Genomic DNA, 13,477 nt, shown 5'->3' with positions numbered 1-13,477 from the left:
GTAGGCTTGCCTGTTCAATTCCTACCGAAGGACCTTCCTTCATCATTTATATAGCTTTCATGGCACACCACCACCGTACGTACCGTCCGGTATACGGCGGTTCCTTAAGTTTAATGAATTTTAATATATAGACGCGTTAGGCTTTTCAAGCCTAAGTCGTTAAAGAATTCATTTGTTAGTGTAGTATTTAATATAACGCTATTTGCTACTCGCCAGTATCCTTTACGGGTGTTGGCGAATTTTATTGCTTGATAGTGATTAAGTCCTAATTTATTAAGGTTTTTATATCTTGTTTTAACCTTCTTCCATTGTTTCCATATACACATTCTTAATCTCCGTTTTATCCATTTATCCAATTGAACAACAATACCTTTACACTTTGCTATTCCATAATAATTAATCCAACCTATATTAACTTGATTTATCTTAATTATTCTTTGTTCCAAGGTCATCGGTCTTGATCTTGATAATATTTCTCGAAGTTTGTCTTTATGCTTTCTTAATGATTGTTTAGATATGCTTGAATATGCCTTACCAAACATAATCCCTATTGTGAACCCTAAGAATTTTCTTTTCCAAGATCTTTTAACTGCACTTTTATTGATATTTACTTTGAGTTTTAGTTTTCCTTCAATGAATTTAGTTATGTTTTCCATAACCCTCTCTCCGGCTCTTTTACTCTTTACGTAAATATTACAGTCGTCCGCGTAGCGACAAAATCTATGTCCTCTTTTCTCCAACTCCTTATCTAATTCATCTAACATAATATTAGATAATAAGGGACTTAGTGGCCCACCTTGTGGCGTTCCTTCTTCATTTAGTGCTACTATTCCATTAATCATTATTCCCGATTGTAGATATTTCCTTATTAATTTCAAAACTCTTTTGTCTTTAATGTCTTTCGATAGCTTATACATTAAAATATCATGATTTACTTTATCAAAGAATTTCTCTAAGTCTATGTCTACAACCCATCTGTAACCCTCATTAATATAACCTTCCGCTTTCTTTATTGCATCTTTTGCACCTCTACGAGGGCGGAATCCAAAACTATTCTCTGAGAATTTTTCATCATAAATTAGGTTTAGTTCTTGCGCAATTGCTTGTTGAATAAATCTGTCTAAAACCGTAGGTATTCCTAGTAATCTAGTACCTCCATCTGATTTTGGAATTTCAACTCTTCTAACTGGCATTGGTTTATACTCATTATTAAATATATCTTCTCTAATTTGAGGCCAATTTGTTTGTAGAAATTGTTTAAGTTCATAAACTGTCATTCCATTAATTCCATGACTTCCTTTATTAGATATTACTCTATTCATTGCTAGAAGTAAGTTTTCCCTAGATAATATTCTTTCTAATGAGCCATATTCAAATTCACCGTTCTCTCCTTTTGAAGTTGCCGAGAATTCTCTATGCGCTCTTTGCTTATATTTGAGTTCCACTCTATCTTGGTCACTAGAGCCTAAATATTTAGTTTTCTGCAATCTTTGATTATTCTGCGAAACTTTCAAAATTCAAAAACCTCCTTAAGGTTCGGTCCTTCATCCGCTATCGCGATTAGCGGAGTTACTATGACTTCTGCTGACTTCTGATAGCTCAGCTACATATCACTATGTAGGTTATTACTTTAGAAATTCACCTTTATTAGCAATATATCTATCAGACCTCCCCAGGTAAGAGCAACAACCTTCATCTCATACATCTGCTACATTTACTCCTAAAGTTTCGGGTAGTGTTGGACTTTGTTTTGTTGTGCAAACTCGTCCGACCTTAGTAAGCCTTATATGTAGTTCGTGTCCCTCAGACCAAGACTTTGCCTCCGACTTCCTTCAGATTCCACCTCACGATGGACACCCTTGTCATTAGCTAGTGGTTCCCACTACCAAGCCCACAACGGACTTTCACCGTCAAGTTGTTGCCCATGCTGGGCGCACACTAAAAAAAGAGATGTGAAAATACACATCTCTTAATATTATAAGCTTAATATTTTTTTATCATTCTTAACTAAAGTAGCTTCATCTCCAACTTTTACTTTTCCGCCCTTTAATACTCTAGTAAATATACCATTTTTAGGCATAATACATTCACCAACTTGATAATAAATTGCACACTTATCATGACACTCTTTACCTATTTGAGTAACTTCTAATAAAACCTCTTCTCCTATAGTTAATCTTTGTCCTACTGGTAACTTATTTAACTCAAAGCCTTCGATAACTAAATTTTCTCCAAAGGCACCAAAATCAACATTTCCACCTTTATTTCTGAAGTCTTCAATTTTTTCTAAGGCTAAAAGACTTACTTGTCTATGCCATTTTCCTGCATGTGCATCTCCTTCTATTCCGAACTCTTCTATAAAATTTGCTTCTGAAACTTCATTTTTAAGTGTTCCTTTATGTTTACTTGTACATATAGCTATAACTTTTCCCATTGTCCTATCCTCCAATTTGATTCATAAATTTTAATTCCTTATGATCGCTCTTTTCTAAAAACAAATGTTTTTCAGGTTTATCATAAATATTATCGAAAATTAATTTATTAAGTTCTTCATCACTTATATTTTCTCTAAGTTTACTTTTCAAATCTACTCCATAGTCAAAATGTAAGCACTGCTTTAAAAATCCTTCAGGAGTTAATCTAACTCTGTTACACTCTTCACAAAAGCAATTACTCATGGCACTTATAAAACCTATTTTGCCTTTTCCATCCTTTAATTTTATATAAGATGCAGGCCCACCACTTTTACTTCTAACTACTTCCTCATAATCTTGGTAGATTTCAGATATAACTTTTAATACTTCATCATTAGTAGCACCTTTATAATTAACTGCAACACCTATTGGCATAAGTTCTATAAATCTAACATCTATAGGCTTTTCCATTGTAAGCTTTACAAAATCTAATATCTCATCTTTATTTATATCATTAACTATAACAGTATTTAATTTAACTTTTACTCCTAATTCAATAGCCTTATCTATTGCTTTTAATACTTTATCTAATTTCCCCACTCTAGTTAGCTTATTAAATCTCTCTTCCTTTAAAGAATCTAAACTAATATTGACTCCTTTAAGTCCATTCACAGCTAATTCATCTATCATATCTGCAAGTAAAATACCATTTGTAGTTAAATAAATTTCTTCAATTCCTGGAATAGTATTTATTTTGCTTATTAATTTAACAATACCCTGTCTAACTAATGGCTCTCCACCAGTTATTCTAACCTTTTTTATTCCTAAATTTGCACTTTCCTTTATAACTTTATATATTTCATCATCGGTTAACTTTTCATCATTCTTTAAAAATTTATTATTTTTTTCATCCATACAATAAATACATCTTAAATTACAATTGTCAGTTACCGATACCCTTAAATAATCTATTTCTCTTCCAAATTTATCTTTCATATTAATTAAAGGGTAATTTAAAAGTTAAACTCCCCACTCTTTCCTCCTGTTTTTTTAAGCAAATGAGTTTCTTCTATCACCATTCTTTTATCTACAGCTTTACACATATCATAAATAGTTAATGCAGCCACCATAGCAGCTGTTAAAGCTTCCATTTCAACACCTGTCTTATCAACTATTTTTACTGTAGCTGTTATTCCAATATAGCTTTCTTCTCTATTTATATCAAAATCTACATTACAGCTTGTAATCATTAAAGGATGACACATTGGAATTAAATTTGATGTTTGTTTACTAGCCATTATTCCTGCAACTCTAGCAACACCTAATACATCTCCTTTTCCAATTTTTCCAGCCTCAATAAGTTCTAAAGTTTCTCTACTCACTCTTATTTTTGAAACTGCAACTGCAACTCTTGCAGTTTCTTTTTTCTCAGAAACATCTACCATTCTAGCATTTCCACTCTTATCAAAATGTGTTAATTTATTATCCATACTTCCTCCTATGTACTTATCCTATTTACCAAATGAACAATGTGGAAATGTACATACATTACAATCTAAACATAATCCACCATGGCCATACTCTACTATATCATCTACTGTTAATCTTTCATCACTTAATACTCTAGGTAATACTAAATCTAAAACTGTTCTCTTTGAATACATAGCACAACTTGGAACTCCTAATATTGGAGTATTTCCATGGTAAGCTAGTAAGAACATTGCTCCTGGAAGTACTGGTGATCCATAAGTTACAAGTTCTCCACCACATTCTTTTATAGCTGTAGGGGTTACGTCATCTGGGTCTACTGACATTCCTCCTGTACATATAATCATATCTACACCTTCTGATAATCCTTTTTGGATTTCTTCAATTATTCTTTCTTTTTCATCTGGTAAGATTACTTGTCTTACAACTTCACTACCATAATACCCTAATTTTTGCTTTATAACTGGTAAGAATGCATCTTTAATTCTACCCTTATATACTTCATTTCCTGTAGTTATTAAAAGACATTTCTTAGGTTTTATTTCTGCCACGCTTATTATTTTTTCTTTAATTAAATTTTCAGCAGTTATAATTCTTTCTTCATCTATAATTAATGGAATAACTCTTGTTGCTCCAACTTTTTCACCTTTTTTTATAGGAGTATTATTATGTAATGTTGATACTATAATTTCTCCAACTGAATTTAATTTAAATAAATTAGCTTTATCTATTTTTAAAACTCCATCTCTATCAGCAAAGAAGTCAACCTTTCCTTCTTTAATTTCATCTGAAAGCTTAATTCCTTCTCCAACAACTAAATTTGAAATTCTTGTTGCCGCATCATTTTCATGAAGTTGCCCCTCAACAGGCTCCCAAACATATACATGCTCTTTTCCTATTGATAATAGCTTTTCAATATCTTCTTCTTTAATTATATGACCTTTTTTAAAAAGTCTTCCCTTAAATTCTCCTGGAATTATTTGAGTTACATCATGAGACAGTATAGTTCCTACAGCGTCCTCAACTTTTATCATTTTCATTACTACATACCTCCTCTTTATTTTCTAGCACATTCCTTTGAAGTTCCTAATAATATATCAATTCCATGTTTAATATCATCTAATACATAATCTAATGCTTCTTTACAAGCTTTAGGGCTTCCTGGTAAATTCACTATTAATGTATCTTTTCTTATACCTGATACAGCCCTTGAAAGCATAGCCCTTTTTGTGATTTGCATACTATACATTCTTATTGCTTCACATATTCCAGGTGCTTCTCTCTCTATTATATCTCTTGTGGCTTCTGGAGTAATATCTCTTTTAGAAAATCCTGTTCCTCCAGTGCTTAAGACTAAGTTAACTTTAAGTTCATCACACATTACTTTAAACTCATTTGCAAGCATTTCTCTATCATCAGGTAATATAATTTGTTTTTCTACAGTAAATCCAGCTGCTTCAACTAATTCTCTTACTACTTCTCCACTTTTATCTTCTCTTTCACCTGCATATCCTTTGTCACTACTTGTAATTATTCCAACTGTATACATTACAATTCCTCCAATTCTCTATATTCTTTCTCAGTATTTATATTAGAAAAATCCCTCTCTATGAATTTACTTCTATCATCGCCTTCAATGACTTTTAAATCTAAAGATCTTATTAATAACTGAAGTTTATTATTATTTTCCTTTATTGCCTCTTCAACATTAGGAATAATATTTTTAGAATATATACCACATAAGGGCTGTAATCTTTCATTAACCCTTGGTACTAATACATCATATTCTCTATCATAATTTCCTATAATATTTAATGTATCTTTAGTAATTAATGGCATGTCACAAGCAATACATAAAACCTTATCTGTAGTTGAATTAATAAGGGCTGAATGTATTCCGCTTAATGGACCATTTCCCTTATATATATCTTCAACTACTCTCAAATTAAATCCCTTATATTCTTGTAGATTATTTGAAATTATAATTATTTCTTTATAGTCCTTCCCAGCTTCAATTATATATTCTATAAATTTTTTTTCTTTATAACTCAATAATGCCTTATTATTGTAGTTCATTCTACTACTTTTTCCACCAGCTAAAATAGCTAAAGTTTTATTTATCATAAGTATCTTCTCCTTAAAACTTTATGATATCTATTATATCTCCTGCATTAAGTCCTTCACTTCCACCTTGAACATCTATCATACAATTTGAATTCAAATTAGAGCTTAATATTCCATTTCCATTTTTAATCTGTGTTATATATACAACTTGCTTTCCTTCTTCAATTACAGCTCTTCCTCTAATAAATCTTCTTTGAGGACTTTTCTTAGTAAAATCATTGCATAATATTGCTTTTTCTCTTTTTACTTTTACTTCATCATATCCACACATCTTTTCTAGCGATGTTTTTACAAAAAGCTCAAATGCTGTTAGAGCAGCTGTGGGGTTTCCTGATAAACTAATAACTAAAGCATTATTTACCTTACTGCAAAGTACAGCTGAACCTGGCTTCATTTTAACTTTCCAAAATAACCTTTTACCATTAATATTATCTATAGCTTTATTTAATAAATCTTTCTCTCCTACCGAAACTCCTCCAGTAGTTATTATTATATCCATATCATTTGAAATGCTATTTATACATTTTTCTATTTGATTCTCTATATCTTTTACATGTGTACTATATTGAATATCATAGTCTAATTCCTTAATTCTAGAAATTATACTATATTTATTGCTATTAAATATTTTTCCAGGAATTAGTTTCTCTTCTACATCTATAACCTCATCTCCTGTACTAATTAAAGCTATTTTAGGCAGTTTATAAACTTTAATTTTTTCTATTCCTGTACTTGCTATAATTCCTATATCTGCAAAATCTAGCTTCTTTCCTTTATTAACTAACAATTTTTCTTTACTTATATCCTCACCTTTAAAACAAATATTCTCATCATCCTTTAGAACTTTGTTTAAAATAATAAAATTATCATCAATTAAAGTAACATCTTCTTGTTTTATTACTGCTGTTGCTCCCTTTGGTATAGGTGCCCCTGTCATTATTCTAACTGCAGTTTTTGATGTAACTTCACTATTACACACATCTCCTGCAAAAACCTTATCTACAATCTTAATTTTTTCTTTTGATTTGCTATCTTCTGCTATTATTGCATATCCATCCATAGCTGATTTATTAAATGGTGGATTGTCAATTATAGAGTAAATATCTTCTGCTAATACTCTTTTTGTTCCATTTATTAAATTAACTTCTTCAGTTTCTAGATGTTTTACATTATCATTTAATATACTTATTGATTCTTCTAACGATATAAATGACTTCATTTACTCACCTCTTAACTAAAAATAGGCTTATTACTTCATATTTTAGGTATAAGTAATAAGCCTATTTTAAATATAAAAACCTAAATTCTTGGTTTTAAATTAACTAGTAAATAATTAAATATATTTAAATCAACTTATTTTCCTTCCCAAAACGTGGAGATAATATCTTTTCAAATATCACCCTTGAATTATATAAATTCCGGCATAAGCTCCATAGATTATATCCTTAGGCTACTCAGCTCTAGAAAATATTTTATTGATAATTTTCAAAACTAAATTCTTTTTCCTTTTCAATTAAGTCTGCAAGCTTTTTATAATCTTCTCTATCTACTATAATTATATCATCAATATCTATATTAATATCACTTGCAACTGCAATTATTTTTTCCTTAGGAGTTATTATCTTTTCACTTACTCCACTTCTAAATACTTCTATTTTTCTTAAATTACTTTTTTTATATCCTTCAATTAAAATAATATCTTTATCTAATACCATTTTAATAATATCATTAAGTTCAGTTTCTTCTTTCAATTCTTTTATCATTGCAAGTCTATTTTTAGAAGAAATTATTACTGTTTCTGAACCTGCTTCTCTATGTTTATATGTATCTTTTCCTTTTTTATCTATATCAAATCCATGAACATCATGTTTTATAGTTGCTATACTATATCCTCTAACTTTTAGTTCTTTTATTAACCCTTCAAGTAAATAAGTTTTTCCAACATTAGAACTTGACCCAACTATATTAACTACCTTGGACATTAAATTCATCCTTTATATTATATTTTTAGTTTGCATTATATAGATTTTTATTTATTTTGTAAATATGTCACTTAAATTTAATAAGTTAGAGGAAAAATTATATTTAAAATTTAATTTCTTCCTCTAACTCTTTTTAATTTATTTTAACTGAATTAATATTCTAAATCAAAGATTTATAATATTACTTATAGCTAAACTCAAAATTCTTTTCTATGTTAAAGAAATCTGCATAATCTATATCAAATAAGCTTTTAGTTACTTTAGAAACATCAATATTTTCTTTGATAAGTTGAGTTAAAACTCCTGCGTAAGATAAATCTCCTTGAATTATAGCTCCATAAATCTTTCCATCCTTATGAATTATCTTCTTATAGTTATCACCTTCAACTTGAGTTTCAACTATATAAGTTTCATCAGCTGGCTCTACCATACCAAGAGACATTGTAGCTATTCCTACAAAGTTCATTGTATTTTTGCTTCCAAAGAAATCAGTCATTATCATTTCTTTTCCTAACATATTATGTGCTGCAATTATACCTTCCTTTACAGCTGTTGGCCATATTGGATTTCTACCAGTTACATCACCAGCTCCATATATGTTTTCAATATTAGTCTTCCCTTTTGCATCAATTATTAATCCAAATCTATCACATTCAACATTACTATTTTCCATAAATGCAATATTTGATCTAACACCTGTAGCAACTATTACTAATTCACATGGTACTTCCTCACCTGTATTTAATAATAAAGCTTTTGGATTATTATTTTCATCTAAAAGTAATTTTTCAGCTTTAACATTTAATTTTAAAGAAACACCTTCTTCAGTAAATTTCTTTTCATAAACATCTGATGCATACTTGTCTAATTGTAATGGAAGTATTTTATTACCCATTTCAACTAAAGATATATTTAATCCTTGTCCAAGTAATCCACTAACTGCATCTATTCCAACAAGCCCAGCTCCTAAAACTACTACATTTTTAACCTTCTTAGCTTGTTCTTTTATTAATATAGCATCATCTAAATTTCTTAATCCAACTACATTATTACCTTCTCTAAGTCCTAGAACTGGTGGTATAAATGCAGATGCACCGCTACAGACTAATAATTTATCGTAACTTAAAGTTTCACCATTTGATAATTCTAAAAGTTGCTCTTTATCATTAAGATTCTTAACTTCTAAACCTTTCATCCAAGTTATATTATTTTCTTCAAAGAATTCCTTACTTGTAAAGTTTAAAGCATCTACATCTCTGTGATTTGAAATATAGTGATGAAGTATACATCTTGAATATACATTTTCATCCTTTGATACTAATACTATTTCAGCTTCTTTATCTAATTCTCTTAAAGTTTTAGCTCCACTTATACCTGCCGCAGAGGCTCCTATAACTACATATCTCATTATTCAGTTACCTCCTCTAAAGTAATTGCTCCCATTGGACATTTAGCTACACATTGTGCAGTTCCATGTGACTTACATGCATCACATTTCATTATTTCTTTATGCATTCTACTATCAGCTTTTAAAACACCATAAGGACATGCCATTATACACATATAACAGCTAGCACAATGTTCTTTGTTATATTCAACTAATCCTGTTTCTTTATTTTTACTCATAGCACCAGTCATACAAGTATAAACACATTCAGGTCTATCACAATGTCTACAGAAAATAGGTGCATATTTCCCAGCGCTATCTATTGTTATTCTACTTCTTGTATCTTCTGATTCATGAGCTACAATACATGCAGTTGTACAAGTTAAACAACCTACACATTTATCTCTATCTATTTTAATTCTTTTCATCTTTAGTCACCCTTTACTTTTTAATGATATTTACTGCAACTGTTTTAAATGATGGTTCCTTTGAATATGGATCGTAAACTGAAGGAGTAAGTCCATTTGTTTCAATATAATGAATTGGAGCATATAAATGATCTTTCTTAACATGATCAGATATTTTTATAGTAAAATCTTTAGTTACTCCATTTTGAGATGCTATACTAACTCTTTCATTTTCAGTTATATTTAATTCTGCTGCCAACTCTGGATGCATAAATGCATAAGATTCTTTAGAGTAAATTCTTTCTGATTCAGCGATTTCTCTTGATCTTACTTGAGTATGCCATTGACCTACTGTTCCTCTTCCTGAGTTGAATATGTATGGGAATTCTTCACTTGTTTGATTTGGATTTTCAGCTATATCTTCAAAGTGGAATTTAGCTTTCTTTGATGGAGTATAATAGTTACCATCTTCATATAATCTTCTTTCATCCTCAACTAAAGTTTCTCCAGCTCTAAATGGCCATTGAACTCCTCTTGAACCTTCCATATTTGGTCCTTCTAACATTTCGTAAGTTACACCTGTTATATCACAAGGCATTCCTTTAGAACATTTCTTTAATAATTCAAATGTAGATCTTGGAGTTTCCCATCCATTTAATAAGTCTCCCATTCCAAGTTCTTTACCTATGTTATAGAAGATTTCAAAATCTGATAATTCTCCTTCTTCTTTAGCAATTACAGGATTAACCTTTGATAATCTTCTTTCAGTATTAATTAATACACCTTCTTTTTTAAGTGCTGGTACTGAAGGTAAGTATAAATCACAAAGCTTAGCACTATCAGTATCTTCATATATATCTTGAACAACAAAGAAATCTAAATTCTTAACACATTTTTCAAATTCCTCATTATTTGCCCATGAATGTCTAGGGTTTGTACAAATTACCCATAACCCCTTAATTTCACCTGCAATAGCCTTTTCAATTATAGCATTGTAAGGAATTGTTGGCTTTGTAGCAAGTACACTCTCATCTACACCTAAAGCTTCTGCTACAGCTTTTCTACGTACTGGATTATCAAAATCTCCACCACCAAATAATCCTGCTGTATTACTGAAAGCTCTTGATCCCATAGCATTACATTGTCCTGTTAATGAATTTGCTCCTGTACCTGGTCTTCCAATATTTCCTGTTATTAATGCTAAGTTGATTATAGATTGAGCTGTTCTAACTGCTTGGTAACCTTGGTTAACTCCCATTGTCCACCAGAATGAAACTCTTTTACCTGCATGAATTATTTCTGCAAGTTCTACTACTCTTTCTGCACTTATTCCAGTTTCAGCTTCAACTGTATCTAAAGTAAATTTAGCTACATGATTCTTAAAGTCTTCGTATCCTTCTGTATGGTTTTCTATATAATTAACATCAATATATCCTTTTTCTATTAATACATTAGCTAAAGTATACATTAATACTAAGTCAGCCTTTGGCTTAATATCTATCCATATATCTGAATTCATAGCTGTTTCTGATTTTCTTGGATCTATTGTTATTATTTTTGCTTCTTTATTTTCTCTAATACGTCCCCAAAATACTGGATGAGCTATAACTGGATTTGCTCCAATTAAAATTATTGTATCTGAAAGTTCTGCATCATTTAATGTATACGGTGGAGCATCAAATCCAAAACTTTGTTTATGTGCAACTACTGATGTAGCCATACATAATCTCGTATTACCATCCCCATTTATTCCCATATAATTTCTACCTACATGTCCTAATAAAGCCATATCTTCTGTTGGCATTTGACCTGTACTAATGAAAGCAACACTTTCTTTACCGTATTTTTCTTGAATGCTTGTCATTTTTTTAGCAAATGTTTTAAAGCCTTCTTCCCATGAAATTTCTTTCATCTCTCCATTTTCATCTCTTAATAAAGGACTCTTTCTTGCTTTAATTTTAGTTTGTTGCTTATCTAAGTTTAATCCCTTTATGCAACAGAAACCTTTATTTACAGGATAATCAACAGTAGGTGAAACCTTAGCTATTTTACCATTTTCTACATAAAAATCTACATTACATGCTAATGCACATAAATTACATGTTGATTGAATCTTCTTCATACTACTTCCATCTCCAATTCACAATTTTAACAAACTCTATATTCGGTATTATTTCAGATTAATTGTATCACTAAAGATTTCGCCTAACTGTGATTATAATCACAATTCAAGCGTTTTATTGTCATTATTTTAACAATATTTTTTTACTTAAACCTTTTTATTTAATAAAAATTAAGCTATTAAGTTATTTAAGTAATAACCTAATAGCTTATGAAAATTTAACTATTTACTATTTCTCCACCATTTATATGAATAGTTTGCCCAGTAATATAGGATGCTGCTTCTGAAGCTAAAAATACATATGCACCTGCACATTCAACCGGCTGTCCTGCTCTTGCCATAGGTGTATTTGAGCCAAATTGCGGTATTTCTGTAGATTGAAAACTTGATGGAATTAATGGTGTCCATATTGGACCTGGTGCAACTGCATTAACTCTTATACCACTTTTCTTTTTAGCTAATGATGTTGATAATGATCTTGTTAGTGATACTATTGCTCCTTTAGTCATAGAATAATCTATTAATTTCTCATTACCTGCATATGCAGTAACTGATGCAGTATTTATTATACATGCTCCTAATTTCATATATTTTAATGCAGCTCTAGTCATATAAAAAGTTCCATAAATATTGGTTTTCATTGTTTTATCAAATTGCATATCTGTGATTTCCTTAAAATCTTTGCATTCATACTGAACTGCAGCATTATTTACTAAAATATCTATTTTTCCATATTCCTTAATTACTGATTCTATAGCTTCAGTACAAAACTTACCATCTGCTATATCTCCTTGAATAATATTACACTTTCTACCTATTGATTCAATAAGCTTCTTCGTATCTTCTGCATCTTTTAACTCATCATAATATATGATAATAATATCTGCTCCTTGATAAGCATAGGCCACAGATACAGCTCTTCCAATACCACTATCTCCTCCTGTTATTATTGCAACTTTATCTTTCAACAAATCACCTTTTTTAATATACTTTTCATCATAATAAATAGGTGCTGGATTCATTACACTCTCAAAGCCTGGCTGTTTATCTTGATGTTGTGTTGGAAAACTAGTTGGAAAATTCATATTACCACTCCTAATAATTTATCTAACATAAATTATTATTAGTAACTTTTCCTTTTATAATACTTATTAATTTTATAAAAAACTCACCATATCATATATCTTTGCTATGGTGAGTTTTTAACTAAAAATAATTTAATCTATCTTTTCTTCAATAATTCATCAAAAACAGATTTAGCCTCAGCTAAACATGCTCCACATCCCTTTCCACAACTAGTTGCATCTTGAAGCTCTTGAAAGGTATCTGCTCCATTTTCTATTGCCCTTTCTATATCATCTACTGATACATTAAAACAATGACATATCTTCTTATTCTTATCCATATGCTTTACCTCCATACTATTAATCTGTTCCATATATAGTCTAAACACTTTCACTTATTGCTATTCAAATAACTAAATTGTTCGTTAAAGCTTGAATGCCGTGATGCCGAAAAATTGATTATATAATCTCCAGGAAGGAATATAATTT

Annotated in this window: 14 protein-coding genes and 1 riboswitch; all 14 genes read right to left on the bottom strand. The window is 30.2% G+C overall.

The window, feature by feature from the left end:
* Positions 1-110: 110 nt before the first annotated feature.
* On the bottom strand, positions 111-1,514 hold the full coding sequence (ltrA, locus tag I2E98_RS14980; RefSeq protein WP_195469682.1) for a group II intron reverse transcriptase/maturase: 1,404 nt from the start codon (positions 1,512-1,514) through the stop codon (positions 111-113).
* A 461-nt stretch (positions 1,515-1,975) separates the two neighbouring features.
* On the bottom strand, positions 1,976-2,434 hold the full coding sequence (locus tag I2E98_RS14975) for an MOSC domain-containing protein (RefSeq protein ID WP_195469681.1): 459 nt from the start codon (positions 2,432-2,434) through the stop codon (positions 1,976-1,978).
* 4 nt (positions 2,435-2,438) lie between these two features.
* Positions 2,439-3,410, bottom strand: coding sequence for a GTP 3',8-cyclase MoaA (gene moaA, locus I2E98_RS14970; protein ID WP_195469680.1), 972 nt, complete (start codon positions 3,408-3,410; stop codon positions 2,439-2,441).
* A gap of 17 nt (positions 3,411-3,427) precedes the next feature.
* Positions 3,428-3,904: a cyclic pyranopterin monophosphate synthase MoaC gene (gene moaC / locus I2E98_RS14965; RefSeq protein WP_195469679.1), complete on the bottom strand. Its 477-nt coding sequence runs from the start codon at positions 3,902-3,904 to the stop codon at positions 3,428-3,430.
* Between the two features lie 21 nt (positions 3,905-3,925).
* On the bottom strand, positions 3,926-4,942 hold the full coding sequence (locus I2E98_RS14960; protein ID WP_195469678.1) for a molybdopterin-binding protein: 1,017 nt from the start codon (positions 4,940-4,942) through the stop codon (positions 3,926-3,928).
* Positions 4,943-4,959: 17 nt separating this feature from the next.
* A complete protein-coding gene (locus I2E98_RS14955) occupies positions 4,960-5,451 on the bottom strand; it encodes a MogA/MoaB family molybdenum cofactor biosynthesis protein (protein ID WP_195469677.1) in 492 nt (163 codons plus the stop codon).
* Complete coding sequence (locus tag I2E98_RS14950; protein WP_195469676.1) at positions 5,451-6,026, bottom strand: molybdenum cofactor guanylyltransferase; 576 nt, start codon at positions 6,024-6,026, stop codon at positions 5,451-5,453. Before I2E98_RS14950 ends, I2E98_RS14955 begins: the two co-directional genes overlap by 1 nt.
* 13 nt (positions 6,027-6,039) lie before the next feature.
* Positions 6,040-7,245, bottom strand: coding sequence for a molybdopterin molybdotransferase MoeA (locus I2E98_RS14945; protein WP_195469675.1), 1,206 nt, complete (start codon positions 7,243-7,245; stop codon positions 6,040-6,042).
* A 123-nt stretch (positions 7,246-7,368) separates the two neighbouring features.
* Positions 7,369-7,504: riboswitch (molybdenum cofactor riboswitch) on the bottom strand.
* Positions 7,499-8,008, bottom strand: coding sequence for a molybdopterin-guanine dinucleotide biosynthesis protein B (mobB, locus tag I2E98_RS14940; RefSeq protein WP_195469674.1), 510 nt, complete (start codon positions 8,006-8,008; stop codon positions 7,499-7,501). It overlaps the preceding riboswitch by 6 nt.
* A gap of 181 nt (positions 8,009-8,189) precedes the next feature.
* Positions 8,190-9,416: an FAD-dependent oxidoreductase gene (locus tag I2E98_RS14935; protein WP_195469673.1), complete on the bottom strand. Its 1,227-nt coding sequence runs from the start codon at positions 9,414-9,416 to the stop codon at positions 8,190-8,192.
* On the bottom strand, positions 9,416-9,823 hold the full coding sequence (locus I2E98_RS14930) for a 4Fe-4S dicluster domain-containing protein (RefSeq protein WP_195469672.1): 408 nt from the start codon (positions 9,821-9,823) through the stop codon (positions 9,416-9,418). Before I2E98_RS14930 ends, I2E98_RS14935 begins: the two co-directional genes overlap by 1 nt.
* A 13-nt stretch (positions 9,824-9,836) precedes the next feature.
* Positions 9,837-11,924 carry a molybdopterin oxidoreductase family protein gene (locus I2E98_RS14925; protein WP_195469671.1) on the bottom strand — a complete coding sequence of 696 codons (2,088 nt, stop codon included), beginning with the start codon at positions 11,922-11,924 and terminating at the stop codon, positions 9,837-9,839.
* 218 nt (positions 11,925-12,142) lie between these two features.
* On the bottom strand, positions 12,143-13,009 hold the full coding sequence (locus I2E98_RS14920; RefSeq protein ID WP_195469670.1) for an SDR family oxidoreductase: 867 nt from the start codon (positions 13,007-13,009) through the stop codon (positions 12,143-12,145).
* 137 nt (positions 13,010-13,146) lie between these two features.
* A complete protein-coding gene (locus I2E98_RS14915) occupies positions 13,147-13,329 on the bottom strand; it encodes a (2Fe-2S)-binding protein (protein WP_195469669.1) in 183 nt (60 codons plus the stop codon).
* Positions 13,330-13,477: the final 148 nt, after the last annotated feature.

The sequence above is a fragment of the Clostridium sp. D43t1_170807_H7 genome (genome assembly GCF_015555905.1).
Classification (GTDB): domain Bacteria; phylum Bacillota; class Clostridia; order Clostridiales; family Clostridiaceae; genus Clostridium.
This window is presented reverse-complemented; position numbering and strand designations above follow the sequence as displayed.

Bases quoted from the DNA above. Each gene is read 5' to 3' on its own strand.
- moaC (WP_195469679.1), bottom strand. From the start codon at position 3,904: ATGGATAATAAATTAACACATTTTGATAAGAGTGGAAATGCTAGAATG.
- moaA (WP_195469680.1), bottom strand. From the start codon at position 3,410: ATGAAAGATAAATTTGGAAGAGAAATAGATTATTTAAGGGTATCGGTA.
- I2E98_RS14935 (WP_195469673.1), bottom strand. From the start codon at position 9,416: ATGAGATATGTAGTTATAGGAGCCTCTGCGGCAGGTATAAGTGGAGCT.
- mobB (WP_195469674.1), bottom strand. From the start codon at position 8,008: ATGTCCAAGGTAGTTAATATAGTTGGGTCAAGTTCTAATGTTGGAAAA.
- I2E98_RS14925 (WP_195469671.1), bottom strand. From the start codon at position 11,924: ATGAAGAAGATTCAATCAACATGTAATTTATGTGCATTAGCATGTAAT.
- I2E98_RS14920 (WP_195469670.1), bottom strand. From the start codon at position 13,009: ATGAATTTTCCAACTAGTTTTCCAACACAACATCAAGATAAACAGCCA.
- I2E98_RS14955 (WP_195469677.1), bottom strand. From the start codon at position 5,451: ATGTATACAGTTGGAATAATTACAAGTAGTGACAAAGGATATGCAGGT.
- I2E98_RS14975 (WP_195469681.1), bottom strand. From the start codon at position 2,434: ATGGGAAAAGTTATAGCTATATGTACAAGTAAACATAAAGGAACACTT.
- I2E98_RS14945 (WP_195469675.1), bottom strand. From the start codon at position 7,245: ATGAAGTCATTTATATCGTTAGAAGAATCAATAAGTATATTAAATGAT.
- I2E98_RS14960 (WP_195469678.1), bottom strand. From the start codon at position 4,942: ATGAAAATGATAAAAGTTGAGGACGCTGTAGGAACTATACTGTCTCAT.
- I2E98_RS14930 (WP_195469672.1), bottom strand. From the start codon at position 9,823: ATGAAAAGAATTAAAATAGATAGAGATAAATGTGTAGGTTGTTTAACT.
- I2E98_RS14915 (WP_195469669.1), bottom strand. From the start codon at position 13,329: ATGGATAAGAATAAGAAGATATGTCATTGTTTTAATGTATCAGTAGAT.
- I2E98_RS14950 (WP_195469676.1), bottom strand. From the start codon at position 6,026: ATGATAAATAAAACTTTAGCTATTTTAGCTGGTGGAAAAAGTAGTAGA.